This window comes from Rhodococcus antarcticus (assembly GCF_026153295.1).
GTDB lineage: Bacteria > Actinomycetota > Actinomycetes > Mycobacteriales > Mycobacteriaceae > Rhodococcus_D > Rhodococcus_D antarcticus.
Genome location: NZ_CP110615.1, coordinates 2,062,227 through 2,085,671, shown reverse-complemented (window position 1 = coordinate 2,085,671; position 23,445 = coordinate 2,062,227). Strand labels below are relative to the sequence as shown.

The 23,445-nt window shown below is 75.6% G+C and carries 23 protein-coding genes; 8 read left to right on the top strand and 15 right to left on the bottom strand.

Going from position 1 to position 23,445, the window contains the following annotated elements:
* Window position 1: 1 nt before the first annotated feature.
* Both RHODO2019_RS09965 and RHODO2019_RS09960 read right to left on the bottom strand, forming a co-directional pair.
* A complete protein-coding gene (locus tag RHODO2019_RS09965; RefSeq protein WP_265381658.1) occupies window positions 2-511 on the bottom strand; it encodes a DUF3558 family protein in 510 nt (169 codons plus the stop codon).
* Window positions 512-591: 80 nt separating this feature from the next.
* Entirely contained in the window at window positions 592-993 is a 402-nt protein-coding gene (locus tag RHODO2019_RS09960) for a hypothetical protein (protein ID WP_265381657.1), read from the bottom strand.
* Between the two features lie 140 nt (window positions 994-1,133).
* Between RHODO2019_RS09960 and RHODO2019_RS09955 the strand changes: the two genes are divergently transcribed.
* On the top strand, window positions 1,134-1,502 hold the full coding sequence (locus RHODO2019_RS09955) for an Rv2175c family DNA-binding protein (RefSeq protein WP_265381656.1): 369 nt from the start codon (window positions 1,134-1,136) through the stop codon (window positions 1,500-1,502).
* Between the two features lie 37 nt (window positions 1,503-1,539).
* Here the strand turns inward: RHODO2019_RS09955 and RHODO2019_RS09950 are convergent, their stop codons facing one another.
* The 5 genes from RHODO2019_RS09950 to RHODO2019_RS09930 all read right to left on the bottom strand — a co-directional run bounded on the left by RHODO2019_RS09950 (window position 1,540) and on the right by RHODO2019_RS09930 (window position 8,102).
* On the bottom strand, window positions 1,540-2,490 hold the full coding sequence (locus RHODO2019_RS09950; protein ID WP_265381655.1) for a phytoene/squalene synthase family protein: 951 nt from the start codon (window positions 2,488-2,490) through the stop codon (window positions 1,540-1,542).
* A gap of 25 nt (window positions 2,491-2,515) precedes the next feature.
* On the bottom strand, window positions 2,516-3,784 hold the full coding sequence (locus tag RHODO2019_RS09945) for a glycosyltransferase 87 family protein (RefSeq protein ID WP_265381654.1): 1,269 nt from the start codon (window positions 3,782-3,784) through the stop codon (window positions 2,516-2,518).
* 57 nt (window positions 3,785-3,841) lie between these two features.
* Window positions 3,842-5,419 carry an alpha-(1->6)-mannopyranosyltransferase A gene (locus RHODO2019_RS09940; protein WP_265381653.1) on the bottom strand — a complete coding sequence of 526 codons (1,578 nt, stop codon included), beginning with the start codon at window positions 5,417-5,419 and terminating at the stop codon, window positions 3,842-3,844.
* An 86-nt stretch (window positions 5,420-5,505) separates the two neighbouring features.
* Window positions 5,506-7,029 (bottom strand): phytoene desaturase family protein, encoded by a 1,524-nt coding sequence (crtI, locus tag RHODO2019_RS09935; RefSeq protein ID WP_265381652.1) that lies wholly within the window; start codon window positions 7,027-7,029, stop codon window positions 5,506-5,508.
* Window positions 7,029-8,102 carry a polyprenyl synthetase family protein gene (locus RHODO2019_RS09930; RefSeq protein ID WP_265381651.1) on the bottom strand — a complete coding sequence of 358 codons (1,074 nt, stop codon included), beginning with the start codon at window positions 8,100-8,102 and terminating at the stop codon, window positions 7,029-7,031. The genes crtI and RHODO2019_RS09930 overlap by 1 nt, the downstream gene beginning before the upstream one ends.
* A gap of 163 nt (window positions 8,103-8,265) precedes the next feature.
* Here RHODO2019_RS09930 and metF point away from each other — a divergent pair, with 163 nt between their 5' ends.
* Both metF and RHODO2019_RS09920 read left to right on the top strand, forming a co-directional pair.
* Window positions 8,266-9,153, top strand: a complete 888-nt coding sequence (gene metF, locus RHODO2019_RS09925; protein WP_265384718.1) for a methylenetetrahydrofolate reductase [NAD(P)H] — start codon at window positions 8,266-8,268, stop codon at window positions 9,151-9,153.
* Window positions 9,146-9,751: a CDP-alcohol phosphatidyltransferase family protein gene (locus tag RHODO2019_RS09920; RefSeq protein WP_265381650.1), complete on the top strand. Its 606-nt coding sequence runs from the start codon at window positions 9,146-9,148 to the stop codon at window positions 9,749-9,751. The genes metF and RHODO2019_RS09920 overlap by 8 nt, the downstream gene beginning before the upstream one ends.
* Here RHODO2019_RS09920 and RHODO2019_RS09915 read toward each other — a convergent pair.
* From RHODO2019_RS09915 to RHODO2019_RS09895, 5 genes are read right to left on the bottom strand one after another with little or no spacing between them, the layout of a single operon-like run.
* Window positions 9,739-10,839, bottom strand: a complete 1,101-nt coding sequence (locus tag RHODO2019_RS09915; protein ID WP_435532106.1) for a glycosyltransferase family 2 protein — start codon at window positions 10,837-10,839, stop codon at window positions 9,739-9,741. The two genes, RHODO2019_RS09920 and RHODO2019_RS09915, sit on opposite strands and share 13 nt — an antisense overlap.
* 8 nt (window positions 10,840-10,847) lie before the next feature.
* Window positions 10,848-11,567, bottom strand: coding sequence for a DUF3153 domain-containing protein (locus RHODO2019_RS09910; protein ID WP_265381648.1), 720 nt, complete (start codon window positions 11,565-11,567; stop codon window positions 10,848-10,850).
* A gap of 4 nt (window positions 11,568-11,571) precedes the next feature.
* Window positions 11,572-12,375, bottom strand: coding sequence for a carotenoid biosynthesis protein (locus RHODO2019_RS09905; protein WP_265381647.1), 804 nt, complete (start codon window positions 12,373-12,375; stop codon window positions 11,572-11,574).
* Window positions 12,372-13,976 carry a phytoene desaturase family protein gene (locus RHODO2019_RS09900; RefSeq protein ID WP_265381646.1) on the bottom strand — a complete coding sequence of 535 codons (1,605 nt, stop codon included), beginning with the start codon at window positions 13,974-13,976 and terminating at the stop codon, window positions 12,372-12,374. The genes RHODO2019_RS09905 and RHODO2019_RS09900 overlap by 4 nt, the downstream gene beginning before the upstream one ends.
* 53 nt (window positions 13,977-14,029) lie before the next feature.
* A complete protein-coding gene (locus tag RHODO2019_RS09895) occupies window positions 14,030-14,539 on the bottom strand; it encodes a GNAT family N-acetyltransferase (RefSeq protein WP_265384717.1) in 510 nt (169 codons plus the stop codon).
* Between the two features lie 273 nt (window positions 14,540-14,812).
* On the opposite strand from RHODO2019_RS09895, the gene RHODO2019_RS09890 reads away from it, so the two are divergent.
* The 4 genes from RHODO2019_RS09890 (at window position 14,813) to RHODO2019_RS09875 (ending at window position 17,971) form a co-directional block, all read left to right on the top strand.
* Window positions 14,813-15,223 (top strand): SAV_6107 family HEPN domain-containing protein, encoded by a 411-nt coding sequence (locus tag RHODO2019_RS09890; RefSeq protein WP_265381645.1) that lies wholly within the window; start codon window positions 14,813-14,815, stop codon window positions 15,221-15,223.
* Window positions 15,224-15,266: 43 nt separating this feature from the next.
* Complete coding sequence (locus RHODO2019_RS09885; protein WP_265381644.1) at window positions 15,267-16,088, top strand: class I SAM-dependent methyltransferase; 822 nt, start codon at window positions 15,267-15,269, stop codon at window positions 16,086-16,088.
* Window positions 16,089-16,114: 26 nt separating this feature from the next.
* The gene (gene dinB / locus RHODO2019_RS09880) at window positions 16,115-17,431 is read left to right on the top strand and encodes a DNA polymerase IV (RefSeq protein ID WP_265381643.1); all 1,317 of its coding nucleotides are present in this window, start codon (window positions 16,115-16,117) and stop codon (window positions 17,429-17,431) included.
* 144 nt (window positions 17,432-17,575) lie between these two features.
* The gene (locus tag RHODO2019_RS09875) at window positions 17,576-17,971 is read left to right on the top strand and encodes an SCO2097 family morphological protein (RefSeq protein ID WP_265381642.1); all 396 of its coding nucleotides are present in this window, start codon (window positions 17,576-17,578) and stop codon (window positions 17,969-17,971) included.
* Window positions 17,972-18,068: 97 nt separating this feature from the next.
* Here RHODO2019_RS09875 and RHODO2019_RS09870 read toward each other — a convergent pair whose 3' ends face one another.
* From RHODO2019_RS09870 to RHODO2019_RS09860, 3 genes are read right to left on the bottom strand one after another with little or no spacing between them, the layout of a single operon-like run.
* Window positions 18,069-20,318 carry a transglutaminase TgpA family protein gene (locus RHODO2019_RS09870; protein ID WP_265381641.1) on the bottom strand — a complete coding sequence of 750 codons (2,250 nt, stop codon included), beginning with the start codon at window positions 20,316-20,318 and terminating at the stop codon, window positions 18,069-18,071.
* The gene (locus tag RHODO2019_RS09865) at window positions 20,315-21,520 is read right to left on the bottom strand and encodes a DUF58 domain-containing protein (RefSeq protein ID WP_265381640.1); all 1,206 of its coding nucleotides are present in this window, start codon (window positions 21,518-21,520) and stop codon (window positions 20,315-20,317) included. The genes RHODO2019_RS09870 and RHODO2019_RS09865 overlap by 4 nt, the downstream gene beginning before the upstream one ends.
* A gap of 29 nt (window positions 21,521-21,549) precedes the next feature.
* Window positions 21,550-22,611 carry an AAA family ATPase gene (locus RHODO2019_RS09860; RefSeq protein WP_435532105.1) on the bottom strand — a complete coding sequence of 354 codons (1,062 nt, stop codon included), beginning with the start codon at window positions 22,609-22,611 and terminating at the stop codon, window positions 21,550-21,552.
* A gap of 392 nt (window positions 22,612-23,003) precedes the next feature.
* On the opposite strand from RHODO2019_RS09860, the gene mraZ reads away from it, so the two are divergent.
* Window positions 23,004-23,432: a division/cell wall cluster transcriptional repressor MraZ gene (mraZ, locus tag RHODO2019_RS09855; protein WP_265381639.1), complete on the top strand. Its 429-nt coding sequence runs from the start codon at window positions 23,004-23,006 to the stop codon at window positions 23,430-23,432.
* Window positions 23,433-23,445 lie beyond the last annotated feature (13 nt).

Sequence of the window (23,445 nt, the reverse complement as noted above, 5' to 3'; positions counted from 1 at the left end):
CTCAGCTCGGCGGGAGGTTGGGCGCCATTGCCGTGGCCGCAGTGGTCGCTACGTCACATGCCTTGAGCGAGTTGTCCACGGGAGGCGACGCGGCGACGGTGATTGATTGGTCGGGCCCGAAGTCGAACAGGATGCCGCACGTTCCGGTTGCGGCAGCGTCGTCGTACATCTTCACCGGGCGCCCAGCGATGACGGAGTCCAGGACGGGAGCGGAGATCGTCGTGATCAAGGACTGGACTCCTCGGCCAGGACCGAGGTACAGCGTGACGCCGACGGCTAGGGCGGTCCTCTGGTTCGAGAGGTCGCAGGCCCCGTCGCCCAGCTGGACCGCGGGGTCGGCATCGACGGTCAAGGTGCCCCACGCCGACGGGAGCGACGATGGAGTCAGGACCCCGCAGGGGTCAACGCCGTTGAGCGACCCACCCACGGAGGTCGACGCCGGCGACGACGCCGTCGTGGTGGTGGCGGCGGGTGTCGAAACCGACGTGCTGGCCGGTGGTGACGCCGCCACTGGCGTTCCACCCTCCGTGGCTGTGCAGGACGAGAGAAGCAGGCAAGCTGTGCCTGCCACCAGGGCAGCCTTGACGTGAGTCAACGTCCGGCCAGGTCGGACGAGATGGATCCGTCGGTGGCCCTGAAGTTGGCCAGGGCCGCGTCCACCGCGCTCTTCGCCTGCACCAGAGCACCTTGGTACTGCTTCAGCATCGGCGCCAGCGCAGCTCCGTCGCCGGTTGCCCTGTGCACGAACTTCCCGGTCATCGACGTCGAGACGGCATTCGCACCGAGATGCGCAGGGGTGGAGATGGTTGCCACCTGGTAGAGGAGCGTCGCCGTCCTGGTCGCCGCAGCTTCGAGAGCGGCGGACAACGTCGGACCGACCTGGTCGTCCATCCTCAGCTCGCCGCTCGCGAGACCAGACTGGATCTGACGTAGGTTGCTCGAGACTGCGCTCAGGCTGTAGGCGAGCTGCGCGTTGGTCTGCGGCTGTGTCATCTGGTGCCCCCCGTCGTTGCCGAACCTCCGCCATCGTCTCAGACGCCGCCGACCCCGTCCTCGGTTCCTCCCATCCGGCAGCAGCGTCCGGCGGGTGGCGCGGTGCGACCGGCGCGGCCTGCCGCCGATAGCCTGTGCGGGTGAGTGGAATCCCGTACCTCGAGGACGTGCTGCCCGAGGATGTCGTCGTCATCACCCTCAAGGAGGCCGCCCAGCGCATGGGTGTGCCCATCACGCGGATCGAGCAGATGGTCCGCGACCGCGACCTCATCGCCTTCAAGCGCAAGCGGGTGCCGGTGGTGCCCGAGGTGTTCGTCGAGGACGAGGGCCGGGTGCTCAAGGGCCTGCCCGCGACCATCACCCTGCTGCGCGACGGCGGCTACACCGAGGAGGAGATCGTGCGGTGGCTGTTCACCGACGACGACACCCTGCCGGGCTCACCCATCGCCGCCCTGCACGGCAACCGTGGCAAGGAGGTCACCCGCCGGGCCCAGGCCATGGCGATGTGACCCCTGTGGCGGGTGGTCTCAGGGGCGAGGTGACCGCTCAGGCCCTGGCCCGCGCCACGAGCGTGCGCGCCAGCCCCGGCCCGGCCACCGCGAGCCGTCGCCGCCGGGGCACCACCACCCGGCGACCCAGCACGTCGTAGTCGACGTCCTCCACCTCGGTGAGGATGTCGCCGTACAGCACGAAGGCGGCGCGCACGCAGGCCCGGCTGGTCGGCGCGAGCATGGCGATCCCCGGCTCGGCCCGCCGGTACACCGCCCGGGTGTGCGCGACCACGTGGGCGAGGGCGGCGCGCACCCGTCGGTCGGTGGCGCCGGTGGCGCGGCCGCGCTCGAGGAGCTCCCGGTCCACCCCGAACGCCGCGAGCTGGTCGGCGGGCAGGTACACCCGGCCGCGGTCGAGGTCCTCCCCGACGTCGCGGACGAAGTTCGTCAGCTGGAAGGCCACCCCGAGCGCGGCCGCGAGCGGCTCCGCCTCCTCTCGAGGCACGACGGTGCCCAGCACGGGCAGCACCTGCAGCCCGATCACCGCGGCCGAGCCGTGCACGTAGGTCATCAGCGACGCCCAGCTCGCGTGCTCGCTCACCTCGGTCGAAGAGCCCACCGCGTCCATCTGCATGGCGGCGAGGAAGTCCCAGAAGTGCTGGGCCGGGATGTCGTACCGGCGTGCGGTGTCGACGAGCGCGACGAGCACGGGGTGGGTGCACGGGGTGCCTGCGAGCCCGGCCCTCAGCTCGGTCTCCAGGGCGTCGAGCTCCGCGGCGCGCACGGGCCAGGGCCGGTGGTCGGAGGTGTCGTCGACGATCTCGTCGGCCCAGCGGGCGAAGCCGTACAACGCGTGCACGGCCGGGCGCTGGGCGGCGGGCAGCAGCCGGGTGGCGAGGTAGTAGGTGCGCCCGTGCTCGGCGTTGAGCGCGCGGCAGCGGGTGTAGGAGACACGCAGGGCGGGATCGTGGACCCCGGCGGCGTCGAGCTCGGTCCGCGCGCTCACGGGTGGGTGCCCCCCTCTAGTGCGCTCACTCGGGCCGGACCCGGGCGGGTTCGGCGTCGTCGGCCGGAACCGGTGCGACGGCGGGGGTGCCCCAGCGGTCGGCGACCAGGGCACACACCACGAGCAGGGCTGCGCCCCACCACACGTAGCCGTTGCCGACGACCTTCTGCCACACCGCCCAGCTGATCTCGACGCCGCTGGTGTTGTCGTTGGGCAGGCGCCACTGGGGGGCGATCGCGAACACCAGGAACCCGAGCACCCCGAGCACGGCCGCGGCGCGGGAGCGGGTGGCGAGCACGACCAGGCCCAGGACCAGCAGCGCCGGCATGGCCCACACCCAGTGGTGCGACCACGAGACCGGGGAGACGAGCAGGCCGACCACGCCGTTGAGCACCAGCACCAGGGCGGGCAGACCGGCGCGCTGGGCCCGCCGCATGGCCTGGAACCCGACGGCGACGGTGACCAGGGAGAGCAGCACCCACAGGATCGAGGTAGCGGTGCCGGTGAGCCCGGCGCGGGCCAGCACGCCCTGGATGTTCTGGTTGGAGGCGTAGGTGAGCTGGCCGATCCGGTCGGTCTCGAAGATCGAGGTGGTCCAGTACTGCACGGAGTCCGACGGGGCGAGGACGAAGCCGGCGGCGGTGACCAGCGCACCGCTGGCCGCGGCCGTGGCGGCGGACCGGTAGTCCTTGCGGACGAGGAAGTAGAGGACGAACACGGCCGGGGTGAGCTTGATGGCGGCGACGAGGCCGACGAGCGAGCCCCGCGGCCACGGCGTGCGCGGGAGCAGGCAGTCCGCCGCGACCAGCGCCATGATCATCACGTTGACCTGCCCGTAGCCCATGGTCGAGCGGATCGGCTCCAGCCGGGCGGTGAGGGCGAAGGCGGCGGTGAGCAGCCACCACCACTGCGGGCTCCGGGCGCGCACCCCGACCAGCTGCAGCACCACCACCAGGGTGGCGACCACGAGGGCCAGGGTGAGCACGGCCCAGACGGCGTTGGCGGCACTCAGCGGCAACCAGGCCAGCGGGCTGAGGATGACCGCCGAGATGGGCGGGTAGGTGAACGCGAGCGGGTGGCCGATCTGGGTGGGGAACGGCTGGGCGTAGAGGTCGATGCCGTCGAGCCACGCCCGGCCGCCGGCGCGGTAGACCTCGAGGTCGATCCGGTACGCCGTGGGGTGGAACAGGTAGGAGACCAGCACGGCGAGCGCGCCGACCGCGGCCAGCACCCGGAACCACCGCGTGCGACTGGCCCGGGTGAGGGCGTCGGCGACGACGGTGGACGAGGGCACGGCGGGGCTCCTGGGTCGAGGGATCGGGAGGTCGGGGGTGGGCGTGGCGCGGGACGTTCAGGCGGACGTGGCGGCCGGGGTCCCGTCGCGCCCGGGCTCGGCGGCGGCGGGCCGGGCGCGCAGGTGCAGCGGGTCCACCCGGACCAGGGAGACCGCGACGAGCACCGCGACGGCGGTGCCGACGACCAGGTCGAACGGGCTGTACAGGCCCATGTTGCCCGGCGGTCGGAAGATCAGCAGCAGCCACGTGGACACCCCCGCGAGGACGCCGAGCGCCCGCGGGCTCCAGGCCAGCGGGGCGAGGAAGGCCAGCGGCCACGAGTAGTACCAGGGCAGCGCCGCGGGGGAGAGCACCACGACGGCGATGAGGGCGACGGCGAGGCCACGGACCGCGTCGGTGGACGTGCGACGGCTGCGCCACCACACCACCACGAGGACCACGACCAGCAGCGCGGCGAACACCAGGCGGGTGACGGGGAGCAGCCGGTCGCTGCCCCAGCCGGTGAGCCAGGAGGTGGAGGGGCCGAGGAGCTGCGCCACCGCGGTCGGGGCGGAGAGCCAGTTCACGATCTTGCTGGAGCCGGCCAGCGCGCTCAACCAGCCGATGCCCACCCCGGCGACCAGCGAGGCGACGGCGAACACGGCCACGAACACTGCGGCCCCGGCGGCGGAGGTGCGCACCAGCAGCGGCAGCAGCGGTGCCTCCCCGGACGTGCCCTCGCGGGCCGCGTGCTGCTCGCGCAGGTGGGCCACCCAGATCCACACGACGAAGGGCAGCGCCAGTCCTGCGGAGGCCTTGACCCCGACGGCCAGGGCGATCACGGCGATGCCGGCGACGTGCTCGCGGTCGAGGGCGAGGGCGACCCCGGCGGCCATCAGCCCGACCATGAGCATCTCGTTGTGCACGCCGCCCACCAGGTGCACGAGCACCAGGGGGTTCATGGCCCCGAGCCACACCGCGGCACCGGCCCTGCCGCCGAGGTGGCCCGCCAGCCGCGGCAGGGCCCAGACGAGCATGGCCAGCCCGGGCAGCATGGTGAGCCGGATGAGCACGGTGCCCCAGACCACGCTGTCCCCGGTGATCCGGGTGACGCCGTCCGCCACGAGCAGCCACACCGGGCCGTACGGCGCGGGCGTGGTGGACCAGATGCTGCTGACGTTGTCCAGCAGCGGGCCGGGGTTCACCACCGGTCCCACGGCGTAGGGGTCGAACCCGTCGCGCAGCAGGGCACCCTGGGCGAGGTAGGAGTAGACGTCGCGGCTGTAGATGGGTGAGGCGACGAGCATGGGCACGACCCAGGCGGCGATGGTGGTCCGCAGCCCGGCCGCGCTGATCCGCTCCGCGAGCACGAGCCGCCCCACCCGCACCCAGGCCAGCAGCATGAGCCCGACACCCAGGTAGAGCAGCGCCATGGACAGCTGCTGGCCGTGCCCGAAGCGCATCCACGACAGGTTGAGCCGCTCGAGGAACGGGTCGGTGACCCGCAGCGAACCCGCGCCCGGGGAGGCAAGGGTGATGAGGGCGCTGCCCACCACGCCCAGCAGGGCGGGCCGACCGGCGGGGCCGCGCACGAAGGAGGCGGCCCTGCTGCGGGTGTCGGCCCCCCGGGCGGGCGCCGTCGTGGTTGCGGACATCACCCTCCATCATGCCCCACCCCGGGCGCGCGACCGGGTCGCGGACCTCCGCCGTGACCGACCTGTGTCGCAGCCCGCGCGCCGGTCTAGCCCCCGGTGACCCGCTGCGCGGCCAGCCGTCCGGAGATGAGCACGGTGGGCACGCCCACCCCGGGGGTGGTGCCGCAGCCGGCGAGCACCGCGTTGGTCAGCCCGGGCACCAGGTTGCCGCGCCGGAACGGACCCGTCTGGGCGAGGGTGTGGGCCGCGGAGAACGGGGTGCCCGCGCCCATCCCCTGCTCGGCCCAGCTCGCCGGGGTCACCAGGTCGCGCGGGGTGAAGTGCTCGGCGATGCCGGTCCACCCGCGACCCTCCATGACCTGGAGCACCTCGTCGCGGTAGGCCGGGCCGACCGTCTCCCAGTCCAGCGGGGCAGCCTCCAGGTTCGGGCACGGTGCCAGGACGTAGCAGAGCTCCTGGCCCTCCGGTGCGAGGGACGGGTCGGTGTGCGTGGGCCGGGTGACCAGCAGGGACGGGTCGCTCATCAGCCGGCCCCGGCCGGGCTTGGCGATGATCTCGTCGAACGTCTGCTCCCACGCCGCGCCGAAGTCGATGGTGTGGTGGGCCGGCTCCGGCCAGCCCGCGGCCACGTCGCTGGGCACGGAGCCGTGCACCACGACGCAGGACGGCGCCCACCGCGTGCCGGCGCGCCTGCGGTGCGGGTGCCCGAGGAGCGCGTCGGTCAGCGGCAGGTCGCCGGTGAGCACGACGGTGTCGCAGGCCAGCCGCTCGCCGTCGGCGGTGTGCACGGCGGTGACGCGGTCCCCGGCGCGCTCGAGGCGGGTCGCCTCGGTGCCGAGCCGGATCTCGCCGGACGCCCCGGTGATGGCCTCGCCCATCGCGCGGGCCACGGCGTGCATCCCGCCCTGGGGGAAGTACACCCCGGCGATGGTGTCCATGTAGGCGATGACGCCGTAGGCCCCCAGCGCCGACTGCGGGGGGAGCCCCGCGTAGAGCGCCTGGAAGGAGAACAGCCGCTGGGCGCGCTCGTCGGGCAGGAAGCTCGCGACCTTGGGCCCCAGCCGGCCGAAGCCGCCGAGGCGGGCCAGCCGGGCCACGTCGCTCAGGGCGGCGCGCGAGGACACCATGTCCAGCGGGGAGTCGAAGCTGGAGCCGATGAAGCGGCCGATCTCGACGTCGTAGAGCTCGGTCAGCCAGGCGCGCAGCCGGCGGTAGCCCGCGGCCGTCGGGGCCCCGGCCTTCTCCCGCAGCTCGGCCTCCATGGCGTCGGGGTCGCTGTGCACGTCGAGGTGGCTGCCGTCGGCGTAGCGCGCGCGGTAGGCGGGGTCGAGCTTGGTGAGGGTGACCATCTCGCCGAGGGAGCGACCCACCGCCCCCAGGGCCTCGTCGAACAGGTCCGGCATGGTGAGCACGGTGGGGCCGGTGTCGATGGCGAACCCGTCGACCTCCGTGCGGCCCATCCGCCCGCCGACCTGGTCGCCCCGCTCGACCACGGTGACGCGGCGACCGGCGCCGAGCAGGTGCAGGGCCGCGGCCATCCCGGACAGCCCTGCCCCGACGACGACGACGTGGTCGGTGGGGCCGGACACGGTGCGCAGGGCGCGGGCCATCAGGAGGTCCTCTCGGTGGCGGCGCGGGCCATGGCGTGCAGCTCGGCGCGCGCCGTCGGCTCCACCGGCGCCGCGTCCAGGGCCGCGAGCCCGCGCTGGGTGAGCTCGGCGATGCGGTGCTCCACCGCGGTGACCGCACCCAGCTGCACCAGGTGCTCGCGCAGCTCGTCGACCTCCGAGGGCTCCAGGTCGCGACCCAGCCCGGACCGCAGCGCAGCCCCGGCGGGCGAGTCCTTCTCGTCGGCGGTGCGCAGCGCGAAGGACAGCAGCAGCGTGCGCTTGCCCTCCCGCAGGTCGTCACCGGCGGGCTTCCCGGTCACCGCGGGGTCGCCGAACACGCCCAGCAGGTCGTCGCGGAGCTGGAAGGCCACGCCCACGTCGGTGCCGAAGGCGCGGTAGGCGTCCACGACGTCCTCGGGGGCGCCGGCCAGGGCAGCCCCCAGGTGCAGGGGGCGCTCGACGGTGTACGCCGCGGTCTTGAACCGGGCCGTGCGCAGGGCGGCCTCGGGGCTCTCGTCACCGCGCACCTCGGTCAGCACGTCGAGGTACTGCCCGCCGAGCACCTCGGTGCGCATGGCCTCCCACACCGGCACGCACCGCTGCAGGGCCGGTGCACCCAGCCCGGCGCCCCGGAGCATGTCGTCGGCCCAGGCCAGCGCGAGGTCGCCCAGCAGCACCGAGGCGGCCAGCCCGAAGCGGTCGGAGTCGCCGCGCCAGCCCTGCTCCTGGTGGTGGCGGGCGAAGGCCACGTGCACGGTGGGGTGGCCGCGGCGGGTGGCGGAGGCGTCCATGAGGTCGTCGTGGACCAGGGCGCAGGCCTGGATGAGCTCGAGCGCGGCGCACGCCCGGAGCACCGCAGGGGCGTCCGTACCGCTCGGGTCGCCGCCCGCCCCCCGCCAGCCCCACCAGGCGAAGGCGGGGCGCACGCGCTTGCCGCCGCGCAGCACGAAGCGCTCCAGCTCGGCGACGGCCGAGCAGAACAGCGGGTCGACGCGGGTGGTGGAAGCGCGACGGGAGTCGAAGAACGAGGACAGCTCCGCCGCCACGGCCTCCGGCAGTGCGGGCACGATCATGGCCCCACCGTAGGGGGGGCGGGTGCCGGTCGCACGGCGCGGGACGGTGAGCACCGGCACGCCGCAGCACGGGGCGCCGCCCGGGTGGCGCACTTATGCTCCCGGCGTGACCAGCACCAGAGAAGCCCCGTCGACGACCGAGCCCCCGTCGGTGCTGCAGCGGATGGGTGAGGGCCGCACCCGGTTCTCGGTGGAGTTCTCCCCGCCCCGTGACGAGGCAGGCGAGGCCCAGCTGTGGCGTACCGTCCGCGAGCTGGAGCAGCTGGACCCGGCGTTCGTCTCCATGACCTACGGCGCCGGAGGTTCCACCCGGGACCGCACGGTGCGCATCACCGGCCGTCTCGCCCGGGAGACCACCCTGCTGCCGGTGGCGCACCTCACGGCGGTGAACCACTCCGTCGAGGAGATCCGCAGCGTGGTCGGCGCCTACGCCGACGCCGGGATCCGCAACGTGCTGGCCCTGCGCGGCGACCCGCCGGGCGACCCGCTGGGCAGCTGGCAGCGCCACCCCGAGGGTGTCGAGCACGCGGCCGAGCTGGTGGCCCTGCTGCGCGGTCTGGGCGACTTCACCGTGGGCGTGGCCGCCTTCCCCGAGGGCCACCACCGCTCGCCGGACCTCGACACCGACGCCGTGCACTTCGTGGAGAAGCTGCGCGCCGGTGCCGACTACGCGATCACCCAGATGTTCTTCCGGGCCGAGGATTACCTGCGGCTGCGCGACCGCGTGGTGGCGGTGGACGCCGAGCAGGGCGCCAAGCCGATCGTGCCCGGGATCATGCCGGTGACCTCGCTGCGCTCGGTGCACCGGATGGCCGAGCTGTCCGGGCAGCAGGTGCCCCCCGAGGTGGTCGAGCGCCTGGAGCGGGCGGCCGGGACCGGGGAGACCGAGGACCGTGAGGCCGTGCGCGAGGTGGGCGTGCAGGTGGCCACCGAGCTGGCCGAGCGGCTGATCGCCGAGGGCGTGCCCTGCCTGCACTTCTACACGCTCAACTTCGCCCGGGCCACGCGCGAGGTGCTCGGCAGGCTGGGGCTCGCGACCGCCCGTGCCTGAGCGGGCGGACTGGTCGCAGGGCCACCACGGGATCGACCCGGACGAGGTGCCCTTCGTGCGCGGGTGGCTGCGGGTGGTCGACCTGGCCTGCCGCCCGCTGGTGGCGCTGCGGGTGCCGCCGGACGCCGTGACGGCCGCGGGGCTGCTGTTCTCCCTGGTCGTGCCCGTCCTGGCGGGTGCGGGACTGCTCGGCTGGGCCGTGGCGGCGGTCCTCGTGAGCGTGCTGCTCGACGGGCTCGACGGGGCCGTTGCGCTGCGGACGGACCGGGTGTCCTCCTACGGCCGTGCGCTGGACTCCGCCTGCGACCGGGTCTCCGAGCTGGCGTGGTGGGTGGCCCTCGTGCTGGGGGCCGGGGTGCCGTGGTGGGCCGCGGCCGTCCTCGCGGTGCTGACCCTCGTCCCGGAGGCCTGGCGCGCCCGCACGGGTCGGCTGGGTGCGCTGACGGTGTGGGAGCGGCCGACGCGCACGATCCTGGTGGTGGTGGGCCTGGCCTTCGCGGGGCTGGACCTGGGCCGGGTCACCGGGCTGGTGGGTGTGGGGCTCGCGGTGGTGGGCGGCGGGCAGCTGGCGCTCGCGGTGCGGCGTCAGGGGAGCTGACGGCCCTTCCAGGTCAGCGCGCCCCGGCGGTGCCCCCGGTGGGAGTGCACGGTGAGCGCGGCCAGGACCAGCACGGAGACGGGCTGGGCCACCGAGTCCGGCCACCCGGGCGTGCCCGCGGTGCGCGCGGCGGTGGCGCGCGAGTCGGCCCCGGCCGCCCAGCCGAGCAGGCCCCAGGCGCGGGTGCGGCCGGAGCCCGCGAGCGCCGCCACGGCCGGCAGGACCTGGGTGAGACCGAGCAGCGCCAGCACGGCCGCCGACCCGGCCGGGGAGCCGAAGGCCGTCCACAGCGACTTGCCGTAGCCGTCCCGCACCTCCCGCGCGCCGTCGTACATCCGGCAGCGCGCCAGGGTCGAGCCGTCCGCCGGGGCGGTGCGGTGCCCGGCGCGCCGCAGGGCGCGGGCCAGGGCCACGTCCTCCACCACCTCGGCCGCGACGGCCCCGTGGCCCCCGACACCGGCGTAGGCGGCGGCGTCGACCACGAGGAGCTGGCCGTTGGCGGCGGCCAGTGAGGGGCGCCGGGAGAACTCGGCCACGCGCAGCGGCAGCGTGGTCAGCCAGCTCCACTGCTGCAGCGGCTGCACCAGGCGCTCGGCCACCGACCCGGCGAGCTGGGTCGGCCACGGGCTGACCAGGGCCAGCCGGTGCCGCCGGAGCAGCTCGACGGACGCAGCCACGGCGTGCGGGGCCAGCCGGACGTCCGCGTCGACGAAGACGAGAACGTCCGGGGTGCGCCCCTCCCGGGCCAGCTCGGCGAGGCGGTGGCAGGCGGCCGGCTTGCCCAGCCACCCGGGCGCGGGCGGACCGTGGCTCGAGGTGACCTGGGCGCCGCCGGCCCGGGCGCGGGCGGCCGTGGCGTCGGTGGAGTCGTCGTCCAGGACGAGCACGCGCAGCCGGGGCACGCCGACCTGGCGGCGGAGGTCCCCGAGCAGCAGACCCACGGTGCGCTCCTCGTCGCGGGCCGGCACGCACACCGTCACCTGCTCGTCGCAGCGCGGCGGTGCGGCGAGCGGCCGGCGCAGCAGCCTGCGGTTGGTCCGCGCGTGCACCGCTCCGGCGACGGCGAGCAGCGCGCCGGCCCGCACCACCCGGGAGGTCAGCGGTGGACCCGGCCCGGCCGGGGGGAGCGGTCGCGGGCCATGACGGCGATCACGGCGACGAGCAGGGCCACCCCGAGGACGACGCCGCCGAGGATGAGCGCCCACTGGGTGAAGCTGCGGGTGGTGGGGTCGTCGTAGCGGACCGAGGCCTGCAGCTGGTTGCTCTGGCCCACCTTCAGGGTGCCGCCCGCGGCCGTGGTCCAGGTGATGCCCTTGGTGCCGTCGGGCCTGCCGTTGGTGGTCGTGACCGGGGACGGGAAGCTGATCTTGATGGTGACGTCGGCGCCCTCCGCGGTGACGTTGGTGAGGTCGACGGTGCCGTCGAGGGTCACGATGTCCCCGGAGCGCCGCAGGGTCAGGGAGTACGCGCCGGCGCCGTCGGCGCTGAGCCCGGACAGCAGCTGCAGCTGGGCGAAGCTGAGGGCGGTGAAGCGGACGACGCTGCCGTTGTAGCCGTCCTGGGAGTACCGGTCCACGGTGACGGACGAGCTGAGTCCGGGCGGCACGGTCAGGGTCGGTGCGGTGCCGCCCCGGGGCACCGCGACCACGAGCTGCCCGGTCACCTCGTCGCTGGAGGAGACACCCATGGTCAGCTGGGCCCGCAGGCACCCGGTGAGCAGCGGCAGGGCCAGCAGCAGGACCGCCACCAGCGCGAGCGGTCGCCGCGGGGATCGGGGTGGGCGCGGGGCAGGTCGCAGGGTCACCGGAGGCAGCACCGGGTCATCGTGCCAGCCGCCCGGTCCGTGGTCGGTGAGCGCGCGGCGCGACGCGCCCGTAACGCTCGCGCCCCGACCCCAGCACGGCCAGCAGCGGGACCCCCAGCACGCCCATGCCGACCAGGCCGTACACGGCGGAGGCGGGCAGCCCGAGGAACACCGCGTGCGCCAGGGCCGAACCCAGCCACGTCCAGCAGAACAGGGCCACGGGCAGTCCGTCGCGCCGGGTGGGGACCTCCGTCGTCGGCAGCAGGGTGAGCAGCGCGGCCATCACCAGCGCCACCCCCAGCCAGCCGAGGTAGTTGCCCACCGGGACCGCGGGAACACCCGGCAGCCCCGCGTCCTGCTGCACCCAGGTCCAGCGACCGTCGGCCACCATCTGCGGGTCCAGGAACAGGTCCCAGCCGGCCAGGCCCACCGCGGCCAGGACCAGGCGGCCCCCGCGGCCGGAGCTCACCCGCTGCGCCGCGCACCAGGCGGGGTAGGCGCCCGCCGTCCAGGCCACCCCGATGAGCAGCGGCACCCCGGCGACCGCCGGCCCGAGACGACCCTGCGCGTAGGTGTACTCCCCGAACGGGAACGCGGTGGCGGTGCCGAGCAGCTCCACGGCGAACCCGCCCCCTGCGGTCACCAGGACGAGCGCGCCCGCCCAGCGCACCCCGCGGACCACGACGGCGTGCACCACCGACGCCGCGGCGAGCAGGAGCACCACCGCAATGCTCACCGCGTCGCGGGTCGAGCCGGCCGTCAGCGGGTAGGTGATCTGCACCGCGACCGCGGCCACCCCGAGAGCGCCGGCCGTCCTCACCGCCTGGCCACCACGGCGCGCCCGCCCGCGACCGCACGCCGCAGCATGCCGCCCCGGGCGTCGGCCAGGGCGAGGGCGGCGGCGCTGCGCCCGCTGGCGCCGCTGACCCCGCCGCCGGGGTGGGTGGAGGCGCCCGTGAGGTAGAGCCCGGCCGCCCCGGGCACCCGGTAGCCGGAGAGCTCCGGGGTCGGGCGGAACAGCATCTGCGACTCCAGCGACATCTCGACGTGCATCACGTTGCCGCCGCGCAGGCCGAGCTCGCGCTCCAGGTCCAGCGGGGTCTGCACGAGCCGGTGCAGCACCGAGTCGGCGAAGCCCGGTGCGTGGGCGTCCATCTCGGCCACGATCCGGTCGCCCTCGGCCTCCCCGACGCCGTCCCAGCTCCGTCCCCCCGAGAGCGCGTAGGGGTGCCACTGGGCCCACAGCGACACCTGCTGCTGCCCGGCCGGCACCGAGCCGGGGTCCAGCGAGCTCAGGCTCATGGCCAGCACCACGGGGGTGGGGGGCAGCTCGCCGGCCATTGCCGCGCCGTGCGCACCGTGCAGCTGGCGGCGGTCGTGCACCAGCAGCTGCAGCCCGTGCTCCACCGCCACCCCGGCCGGGGCGCTGGGGTAGCGCGGCAGCCCGGAGGTGGCCAGGCGCACGACCATGCCGATGCCCGGGCCCACCCGCACCTCGCGGCGCCAGCGCGACACCCGCTCCGGCTCCGGGTGCCCGCCCGCGGCGAGCAGGTCCAGGGTGTCCAGCACGTGGCAGCCGGCGACGACGGTGCGGGCCCGGTGCTCGGTGCCACCGGCCGTGCGGACCGTCCAGCCGTCGGTGCCGCGGTGCAGCGACGTGACGGCGTCGCCGAGGACCACGCGTCCGCCCAGGGACGCGAGCTTGGAGACCAGCGCCCGGCTCAGCGCACCGCTGCCGCCGATCGCCCGGCCGGGTGGGACCGCGTGCATCGCGGCCGCGAACCCGACCATGGGGGCGGTGGCCGCCGCCGAGGTGGGCGGGCCCGACTGCGCCCCGAACCACGCCAGGGCGGCGCGCAGGCGCTCGTCGTCGAAGGTCGCGTCGAGCAGGCCGTCGCCGGAGGTGAGGAACTCCCGGGACAGCCCGGCGGGATCGCCCCCGGTGTCCATCCCCCAGAACGCGCGGGCCAGGTGCCGCGGGGTGGGCGGGGTGGCGAAGCTGCGCAGCACGCGGGCGCTGCGCGGCCCCCAGGTGCCGACGAAGCGCCGGTACGCGTCGGCCTCGGCCGCGCCGCAGGCCGCCTCGACGGAGGCGCAGGTGGCGTCGAGGTCGCGGTGGAAGACGATGCCGGGGGCGTCCGACCCGGGGGGCGCGGGCGCGAAGGCCCAGGGGTCGCAGTCGGCGTAGCGCAACCCGTGCTCGGCCAGTCCCAGCTCCTCCACGATGCCGAGGTGCCGGATCATCAGGTGCGCCGAGGAGCCGCGGTCCACCTGGTGGCCGGGGAAGCGCTCGACGGTGGACACCGCGCCACCGGCGACCGCGTCGCGCTCGAGGACGGTGACGCCCCAGCCCGCCCGGGCCAGGTAGCACCCGGCGACGAGCGCGTTGTGGCCCGCGCCCACCACCACCACGTCCTGCACGGGCCCAACGGTAGCGGCGGCGGGGCCACCCGGCCCGGCGACGGCCGGCCGGCTCAGCCCAGCGGGAGGGATCGGCCGAGCACCGCGAACGGGCGCGGGTCGCCGGTGAAGCGGAAGTGCCGCAGGACGTCGCCGAACCCCGTGCGCCGGTACAGCCGCCAGGCCCGGTTGCCCTCCGCGTCGACCTCCGGGGTGGACAGCAGCACGCGACCCTCCGGCCGTCCCTCCAGCAAGGACAGCAGCAGCCGGGACCCCAGGCCGTCGCCCTGGGCCGCCGGGTGCACGTGGAGCTCGGTGAGCTCGAAGGTGTCGGCCAGCACCTGCTCCGTCTCGCCGGCGGGCCGGCCCAGGGCCAGCAGCCCGGTGCGGACCTCCTCCGACCACCACTGCCCGCGAGCGCTGCGGTAGCCGTACCCGATGCCGACCAGGGTGCCGGCGTCGATCGCGGCCACGGCGGCCCAGCCCGGCCGCAGGGCGTGCTCGGCCCACATGGGCGCCCGGTGCGCCTCGGTGCCCGGGGGGTAGTCCATGGCGGCGACGTAGACGCCGAGCGCCTCGCCCATCCGCTCCCGCAGCGCCTCGGGCGACAGCTCGACGACGTCCACGCTCACCCGCCCATCACACCACCTCCACCCACCGTTCCCCGCGACGACGCGGGTGTTGACGGGACCGGGGTGCGCCCGGCTATGGTCCAGCCGTGGTTCGAACAGGTGTTCGAACCATGGCTCCGGCTCCCGGGGCCGCCGCGAGGGAAGCGCGGCGGCCCCGGGTCCGGCGCACCCGGCCAGTGGCCGTGCCGAGCGGCACCGCAGTACCGACGTGGAGGGAGGGCCGACGTGACGGCACCAGCGGTGGACCTGCTGCAGCAGGCGGGGGACGGTCTCGCGGCCGCGTGCACGGAGCCCGCAGCACCCCGTCGCTTCGCGGCGGCGCACCTGGCCGCGCTCCGGGGGGCGGCCGCGGTGCTGGCCGCCCGTGCGGTGCCGACGTCAGGGCGCGAGCCGGGGCCGTCCCCGGCACCCTCCACCGGTGGCCGGCCGACCAGCGCGTGGGAGCTGCTGCGGGCCGTGGCTCCCGAGCTGGGGGAGTGGGCCCAGTTCTTCGCGGCGTGCGCTCCGGGCCCGTCGGGGCGGCCCCCTGCGGTGTCCGTGCGGGACGCCGACGACATGGTCCGTCAGGTGGAGCAGTTCCTGGCCCTGGCCGAGAACGCCGTGCGCGGCCGGGGACCACGTCGCCCAGATCGGTGAGGGCACCGGGGAACGCCGGTGTCGGCCACTACTGTGGGAGTCCGTGAGCACCCCCGGAGCACCCACCCCTGGAGCACCCTCGGCGCGCGCCAGCCTGCCGCCGGTGCCCGGCACCGACGCGAGCCAGGCCGGGGCCGGCAGCCTCGCCGTGCGCCGCGCCGTCCACCAGCTCGTCTGCCGGGCGGCCCACGGCGGCGCCCAGGGCTGCCGCGTGCTCGACGTCGGAGGTGGCTCCGGCGTCTGGGCCGTGCCGCTGGCCACCACGGGCTGCAGCGTGACCGTCGTCGAGCCCAGCCCCGACGCCCTGGCCTCGCTGGCCCGGCGCGCACGGGAGGCCGGTGTGTCGCACCTCGTCACCGGGGTCCAGGGCGACGCGGACTCCCTGGCCGACGCGGTGGCCGACGCGAGCGCGGACGTGGTGCTCGCGCACGGCGTGCTCGAGGTGGTCGAGGACGTCCCCGCGACCCTCGCCGCCCTCGTGGCCGCGCTCGCACCGGCCGGCGCCCTCTCGGTCCTGGTGGCCGGGCGCGCGGCGGCGGTCCTGCACCGCGCGCTCGCGGGCCGCATCGCCGACGCCCAGCACGTGCTGACCGACCCGGACGGTCGGGTCGGCCCCCGTGACCCGCTGCTGCGCCGCTTCGACGTCGCGGGGATCGAGGCCGCGCTCGTGGCCGCGGGTCTCGTCGTCCAGCTCGTGCAGGGCGACGCCGTCGTGAGCGACCTCGTGCCCTGGCCCGTGCTCGAGACCGCCCCCGGTTCGGCTGCGGCCCTGGCCGAGCTGGAGCTGCACGCCTCCTGCACCTCCCCGCTGCGCGAGATGGCCAGCCGGTTGCACGCCGTGGCCACGGTCGCGCCCCGCCCGTGAGCGGCTGACCGGTGGGGCACTGACGCGTGGGACGCAGCGGAGAGCTCGCCGACGCGGGCCGCCAGGCGCGACGGGAGCAGGACGCCTCCTCGGCGGTCGGGCCCGACGACACGGGGTGCACGGTGCTGCACGTCGACATGGACGCCTTCTACGCCTCCGTCGAGGTGCGCGAGGCCCCGCACCTGGCCGGTCTGCCCGTCGTGGTCGCCGGGGCCGGGGGGCGGGGCGTGGTGCTCTCGGCCACCTACGAGGCGCGGGCCTTCGGGATCCGGTCGGCCATGCCCGCGGTCCGGGCCCGTCGGCTGTGCCCCCGGGCCGTGTTCGTCCCCCCGCAGTTCCCGCTGTACACCGCCGCCTCGCGGACGGTCATGGGCATCTTCCGCTCCGTCACCCCGCTCGTGGAGCCGCTGAGCCTGGACGAGGCGTTCCTGGACGTGGCCGGCTCGTTGCGCCGGCTGCGGACCACCCCGCTGGCCCTCGCGCAGGACGTGCGGTCGGCGGTGCTCGCCGCGGAGGGCATCACCGCCTCGGTGGGTCTGGCCCGCACGAAGTCGATGGCGAAGATCGCCTCGGGGATGGCCAAGCCCGACGGCGTCATGGTGGTGCCGCTGGTCGAGGAGCTCGCGATCTTGCACGCCCTGCCCGTCTCGGCGCTGTGGGGCGTGGGTGCCCGCACCGCGGAGCAGCTGGCCGCGGTGGGTCTGCGGACGGTGGGCGAGCTGGCCGGCACGGAGCTGCGGGTGCTCCAGCAGTGGGTCGGCACGGCGAGCGGCAGCCACCTGCACGCCCTGGCCAACGGTCGCGACGACCGGGCGGTGGTGGCCGGGACGACGGAGAAGTCGGTGGGGGCCGAGGAGACCTTCAGCGTCGACGTGCACGACTCGGCCGTGCTCCACCGCGAGCTGCTGCGCCTGTCCGAGCGGACCACCGCGGGGCTGCGTCGTCGCGGGCTGCGCGCCAGGACCGTGGCGGTGAAGGTGCGCTACGCCGACTTCACCACGATCACCCGCTCGCGGACCCTGGAGGCGCCCACCGACGTCGCCCAGGAGGTGTACGGCACCGCGCGCACCCTGCTCGACGCGCTGCGTCCGCTGCCGCAGGCCGTCCGCCTGGTCGGCGTGCGGACCGAGCAGCTCGTCCGGGCCGCCCAGGTGGTGGAGCAGCTGCGCCTGGACGAGCGCGAGCACGGCTGGCGCGACGCCGAGCGGGCCGCCGACGCCCTGCGCTCCAAGTTCGGGGACGGAGCGGTCCGTCCGGCCACCCTGCTGGGCGGACGCGACGGTGCCCGACGTGCCCCGGAGCCCCCCGCAGCCCCCCGCGGCCCCCGTCCGGGTGGTCGCTGAGCCTCGGGAGGACAGGAGAATCCCCGTGCGGGTGGTAGGAGTTGAACTCTGCTCGTACGATGTGGGAAGGCGCCCGGGTCGGGCGCCTGTCGCCCCCGGAGAAGGGGCGGCCGCCCAATGCCTCTGTGCCGGGGGAGGGAAAACGTGCCACTCTCCGAGCACGAGCAGCGCTTGCTGGACCAGATCGAGAGCGCGCTCTACGCAGATGATCCCAAGTTCGCGTCCAACGTCCGTGGTGCCCGGGTCAGGACCGCGACGAGGAAGCGCCGCCTGCAGGCGGTCTTCCTCTTCGTCCTCGGCCTCGTCGTGCTCATCGCCGGGGTGGCGCTGGGCCTGCCCACGATCGCCGTCGTCGCGGTCAGCGTCGTCGGCTTCCTGATGATGTTCGGCTCCGCCGTCGTGCTCGTCACGGGTCGTGGGGCGCCCGGCGTGGCACCCAGCGGTCCCGCCCCCGGGGCCTCCCGCGGCGGCGACAAGCAGCCCGGCGGGTTCTCCTCCCGCATGGAGGAGCGCTTCAAGCGTCGCTTCGACCAGCCCTGATCCCGCTCTCCCCGAACGGCCCCCGGTCTCCGACCAGGGGCCGTTCGTCGTTGCGGTCGGCGGTGGCTCCGTGCGACGGGCCGGCTCCGCGCGACCGTCAGAGGCCGCTGGCGCCGCGCGCCCCGCGCAACGACGGGGGCAGCAGCCGCCCGCGCAGGCCCACGGGGCTCGCGGTCCGCAGCGCAGAGTCCACCGCACGCCCCAGCTCCGCGGGCGACTGCTGCTGCACCAGCACCCCGCCGGAGGAGTACCAGCTCTGCTCCACGGTGTCGACGAGCGCGTGCAGCGCCGTCACCGCACCGGCGTCGAGCGCGAGCTCGTCGCCCAGCCGCAGCGCGGTCTGCCGCGGGGTCTCGCTCGGCCGCAGCACGACACCCCGGTCCGCGGCGGAGTCCAGTACCTCGTCCCAGGCGGCGGCCGGGCTGCCGTCGGCCCAGCGTCGTCGTCGGCGCAGCACCCGGACCGCGGCCGGTGCCGCCAGGACGGCCACGACCACGGCCACGACCACGGCGGTGACAGCGATGCGGCGGGGCCAGGGCGACGGCGCGGCCGTGGTGCCGGAACCCTTCTCGGCGGCACCGGCCTGCGGGTCCTGCGCGCCCGCGGTGGGGGCGGCCGCGGTCGGTGCGGCGCTCGGTGCCGCGGTCGGCGCAGCGCTGGGGGCCGTGGTGGCACCGGTGCCGGCGGCCGGGTTCTGCAGGGCCTGCGTCACGTAGCCGGGGACCACGCCGCGGCCGTCGCTGAGCGGGGTGGGGTCGAACTGGACCCACCCCGTCCGGCTGAAGTACACCTCGACCCAGGCGTGCGCGTCGCTCGTGGTGACCTCCCGGCTCACACCGTCGCCGGTCCCGGCCGTGAAGCCCACCGACACCCGGCTGGGGAACCCGAGGCTGCGCATCATGGCGGCCATGGAGGACGCGAACTGCTCGCAGAACCCGGTCCTGCCGTCGGTGAGGAAGCTGACCAGCGCGTCCTTGCCCGCCCCGGGTTCCGCGGTCTGCACGGTGTAGGTGAACCCGTTGGCCGGGTCGCGGAAGTAGCTGGTGAGCCGGACGGCGGCGTCCAGCGAGTCGGTGGCACCGCCGGTGACGGTCTCGGCGATCTGCTTCACCTGGGGATCGATGCCGGTGGTCGCGTAGAAGCGCGGCCCGGGGGAGTCCGCCGACCCGGGTCCGGGGGAGCCCGCGGCCCGGAGCTCGTCGGCGGTCCCGCCCGGCACGACGGCCTGCACCCGGTAGCTGGGCAGCGGCTGCGAGCGCCGGGTGTGCAGCGTGTCCAGGGTCTGGTCGTAGGAGTAGCTCTGCAGGGAGCCCCCCGTGCCCTGCACGGCCGTCGGCGTGCCGGGAGCAGGGAGCCACCGGTCGGTGTACTGCTGCGGCGTGATGGTGACCGACACGGCGGGGCCTCGGACCGCGCCCGGGTCGAGCGGGCCCTCGGCCTGCTGGTCGTCGGCGGTCCGGTCGACCACCCAGCCCTGGTCGGCGACGTAGGTGTCCAGCGCGACGGCACGCAGGTAGGTCGGTTCGTCCAGCCCCTGCACGGTGAACAGGGGCACGTCCTGGGGCTGGTCGAGCTGGCCGCGCAGCTGGGTGAAGGGGTTCAGGCCCACGCCGCCGCCCCCACCGCCGGCCAGCCGGCCACCGGTGCCGACGCCGAGGGCGCTCGAGCCCCCCAGCAGTCCGGCGACCACCGCGAGCGCCACCACGGCGAGCACCCCGGGCGCGCGGAGCCCGGCCGCCCCGGCCGCCGGCCCGGCCCGGGGCACGCGCCGGGCGCCGTCGGCCACCAGCAGCAGCACCAGGGCGAGCGCCCCCAGCACGAACGACCACCACGGCAGCAGCTGGTCGAGCAGCGACGCGGGCACCGCCACCATGGTGAGCAGCACGAGGCCGGCGCCGGCGGGTGCCTGGAGGTCCGCGACCAGGACGTCCACGGCCACCGCCGCCGCGCCGAGCAGGAGCACCAGCAGCAGCTGCAGCTCCGGGGTCACGGGCACCGGCACGCTCTCGTCCCGGATCTGCGTGCCCGCGCCGGAGAGCAGGTCACGGACCTGGCCCACGGCGGCCGGGCCGGGCAGCACCCCCGCCAGACCCGTGCTGGTGAACAGCACGGTCACGAGCACGGCCACCACCACGAGCTGGGCCACCACCACCACGGGCAACGGGCAGCGCACCGAGCGCAGCCCCACCCCGGTCAGCGCCACGAGCACGACGACGGCGAGGACCGACGGCGCCCAGCTGGCGTCGGTGAACAGCGGGCCGAGGGCGGCCGTGCTGAGCAGCAGTGCGCCGGAACCGGCCGCGGTGGCGCCCGCCCGGCTGCCGATCGGCTCGGCCCAGGTGCTCACCACGCGCCCCCGACCGGCTGCGCCACGGCGGATCGGGCACCGCACAGCTGGTCCCAGACGAGCGGCAGCGGCGTGCGGTCGGTGGCGAGCAGGACGCCCCACCCGGCGTCGCGCAGCAGGGTCGCACCGGGTCCGTCGGCGCCGAGCACCACTGCGCGCCCCGGCCCGGCGGTGGCCGTGGCGCCGACGAGGAGCTGGGCACCGGCGACGTCGAGGGTCCCCAGCACCGCCAGCAGCTCGTCGTGGCCGGCCACCTCGGCAGCGCCGGCCAGCGAGCTGCCCCCGGCGGGGGTGAGCAGCGCGAGCTGGTCCAGGGCGGACTCGCCGCTGCCGAGGTCGCGCCCGTCGGAGGTGACCAGGCGCACGGTGCGGTCGTGACGGGCCAGGTGGGCCGCCGCGCTCGCGGCCAGGCAGATGGCCCGTTCCAGCGTCGAGTGCGCTCCGAGCCCGTGGTGCGCGGCCCCACGCACGTCGAGCAGGACGACGGTCCCGGTGCGGCGGCTCTGCTCCTGGGGACGGACCATCAGCTCGTCGCGGCGCGCGGAGCTGCGCCAGTGCACCGAGCGGAGGTCGTCGCCGGTCCGGTACGGCCGCACCAGGGAGTCCTGGACGTCCTGACGGGTAGCGCCCGATCCGGACGGTGCGCCGCCGGTCTCCGCCGCGTCGAGCAGGCTGCCGGGCAGACCCGTCAGCTCGAGGAGCCGGGGCCGGACCAGCACGGTGGTGGTGCCGGGGAGCCGACGCACCAGCTCGACCAGCCCGAGCGGGTCGGCCACCCGGACCTCCGCCGGGCCCAGCGCGTGCCGGCCGCGCACCCTGGGCGCCAGCCCGTAGACCACGGACGCGGACGTGCCGGTCGCCAGGGCGCCCACCGCGTACCGGGGCTCCTCACCCAGCACGGTGGGCACGGTGTCGGTGAGCAGCAGCCCCGCCACCGGGAGCCGACCGCCGGCGTGCAGGGTGAGGTGGACCTCGGCCGGGGCGCCCACCGAGAGGGTGCGGGGGAGCACGTCGCGGGAGACCTGCAGCCGCAGACGGGCGAGGCCGAGCAGCAGCGCGGTGAGGACGGGCAGGGCCACCAGCAGCACGGCCACCCGGAGCAGGTCCCGCTCGTCGAGGACCAGGGCGCAGACCGCGGCCGCCACGCCCGCCGCCACCAGGCATCGGCCTCGGGTGGTGAGTCCGCGGAGGGGGCCGATCACGGGTGCCCGGTCAGGTCTGGGAGCACGGCTCAGCGCTGACCGTGGCGCGCCGAGGGCTCGGACCGGCTGCCCCGGGGGACCACCAGCTGGTCGAGCAGCTGGTGCACCACCTGGCCCGCCTCGCGGCGAGCGGCCCGGGCCTCGCCCGTCAGCAGCAGCCGGTGGGCCAGCACGGGGACCGCCACGGCGTGCACGTCGTCGGGCAGCACGTGGTCCCGCCCGGCCATGGCGGCCCGGGCCCGCGCCGCGCGCACGAGGTGCAGGGTGGCGCGGGGCGAGGCCCCCAGGCGCACCAGCGGCGAGCTGCGGGTGGCCGATACGAGCTCGACGACGTAGCGGCGAAGCTCCGGCGCCACGTGCACCGCGCGGGCCCCGGCGATCATCGACCGCACGTCGGCCGCCGTGCAGACCGGTCGGATGCGGTCGACCGGGTCGGACCCGGCGTGCCCCTCGATCATCGCCAGCTCGGCGTCCTGGTGGGGGTAGCCCAGGGAGATGCGGGTGGTGAAGCGGTCGCGCTGGGCCTCGGGCAGCGGGTAGGTGCCCTCCATCTCCACCGGGTTCTGGGTGGCGAGCACCATGAACGGCTCGGCCAGCGGGTAGGTGGTGGCGTCGACGGTGACCTGGTGCTCCTCCATGCACTCGAGCAGCGCGGACTGCGTCTTGGGTGAGGCCCGGTTGATCTCGTCGGCCACCACCATGTTCGCGAAGACGGGGCCCGGCCGGAAGTCGAACTCAGCGGTGCGCCGGTCGTAGACGGTGACGCCCGTGACGTCGCTGGGCAGCAGGTCCGGCGTGAACTGCACGCGCGAGACGCTGCAGTCCACGGCCCGGGCCAGCGCCTTGGCCAGGACGGTCTTGCCGACCCCGGGGACGTCCTCTACCAGCAGGTGCCCGCCGGCGAGCAACGTCATGACCGCGGTCCGGACCACCTCGCCCTTGCCCATCAGCACCTGCTCCACCGCGGCGACGACCCGGGCCGCTCCGTCCGCCACCGCGGCGGGCGCCCAGGCGACGTCCTCGTCCGGTCCGGGCTCGGACCGCAGGGCTCGTGGCGGACCCACCTGCTCGCTCGTGCGGGGTGAGCTCACGAATCCTCCTGGGTCGGTCGTCGAGAGCCTCGCCGAGCTCCGACCCCGGGGGGCCGGGCAGTGCGGCCCGTCCCGAGTGTTCCAGAGGTCGGGCGCGGCGTCCTGGGGACAACGTCCGCCCGAGGACCCCACTCCTCCCCACCACGACGGGTGACGTGCCGCCCAGCGGCCCTGCTACCGCGACGATCCAGGTCGGGACCGCACGAGGGCCGCCGGGGGTGTGGAGTCCTCTGGGAAATCTCCCCACCGTCGCCACCAGGCCAGATACGCGGATCTCCTGGTCTTGGGCGGGCTCGGCGCCTTGATCGTGGGGAGAAGTGGGGTAGCGTCCCTCTCGTGGAGTGCGGGCGCGCTCCACGCAGCACCACGGCCGGTCGGGGAGGTGAGGAACGGTGTTCCTCGGCACCTACACGCCCCGGTTGGACGACAAGGGCCGGCTCACCCTGCCGGCCAAGTTCCGCGAGGCCCTGGCAGGAGGCGTGACGGTGACCAAGAGCCAGGACCACAGCCTCGCGGTGTACCCGCGGGAGGTGTTCGCCGAGCGGGCGCGCACCGTCTCGCAGGCCTCGCGCTCCAGCGAGGAGGCGAGGGCGTTCATGCGCAACCTGGCCGCGAGCTCGGACGAGCAGCTCCCCGACGGCCAGGGCCGCATCACGCTCACCGCCGACCACCGCCGCTACGCCGAGCTCGCCAAGGAGTGCGTCGTCATCGGCGCCGTCGACTACGTCGAGATCTGGGACTCCCGCGCCTGGGCGTCCTACGTCGAGCGCAACGAGCAGGCCTTCTCCACCGCCACCGACCAGTCCCTCGGCATCCTCTGACCACCCGCACCAC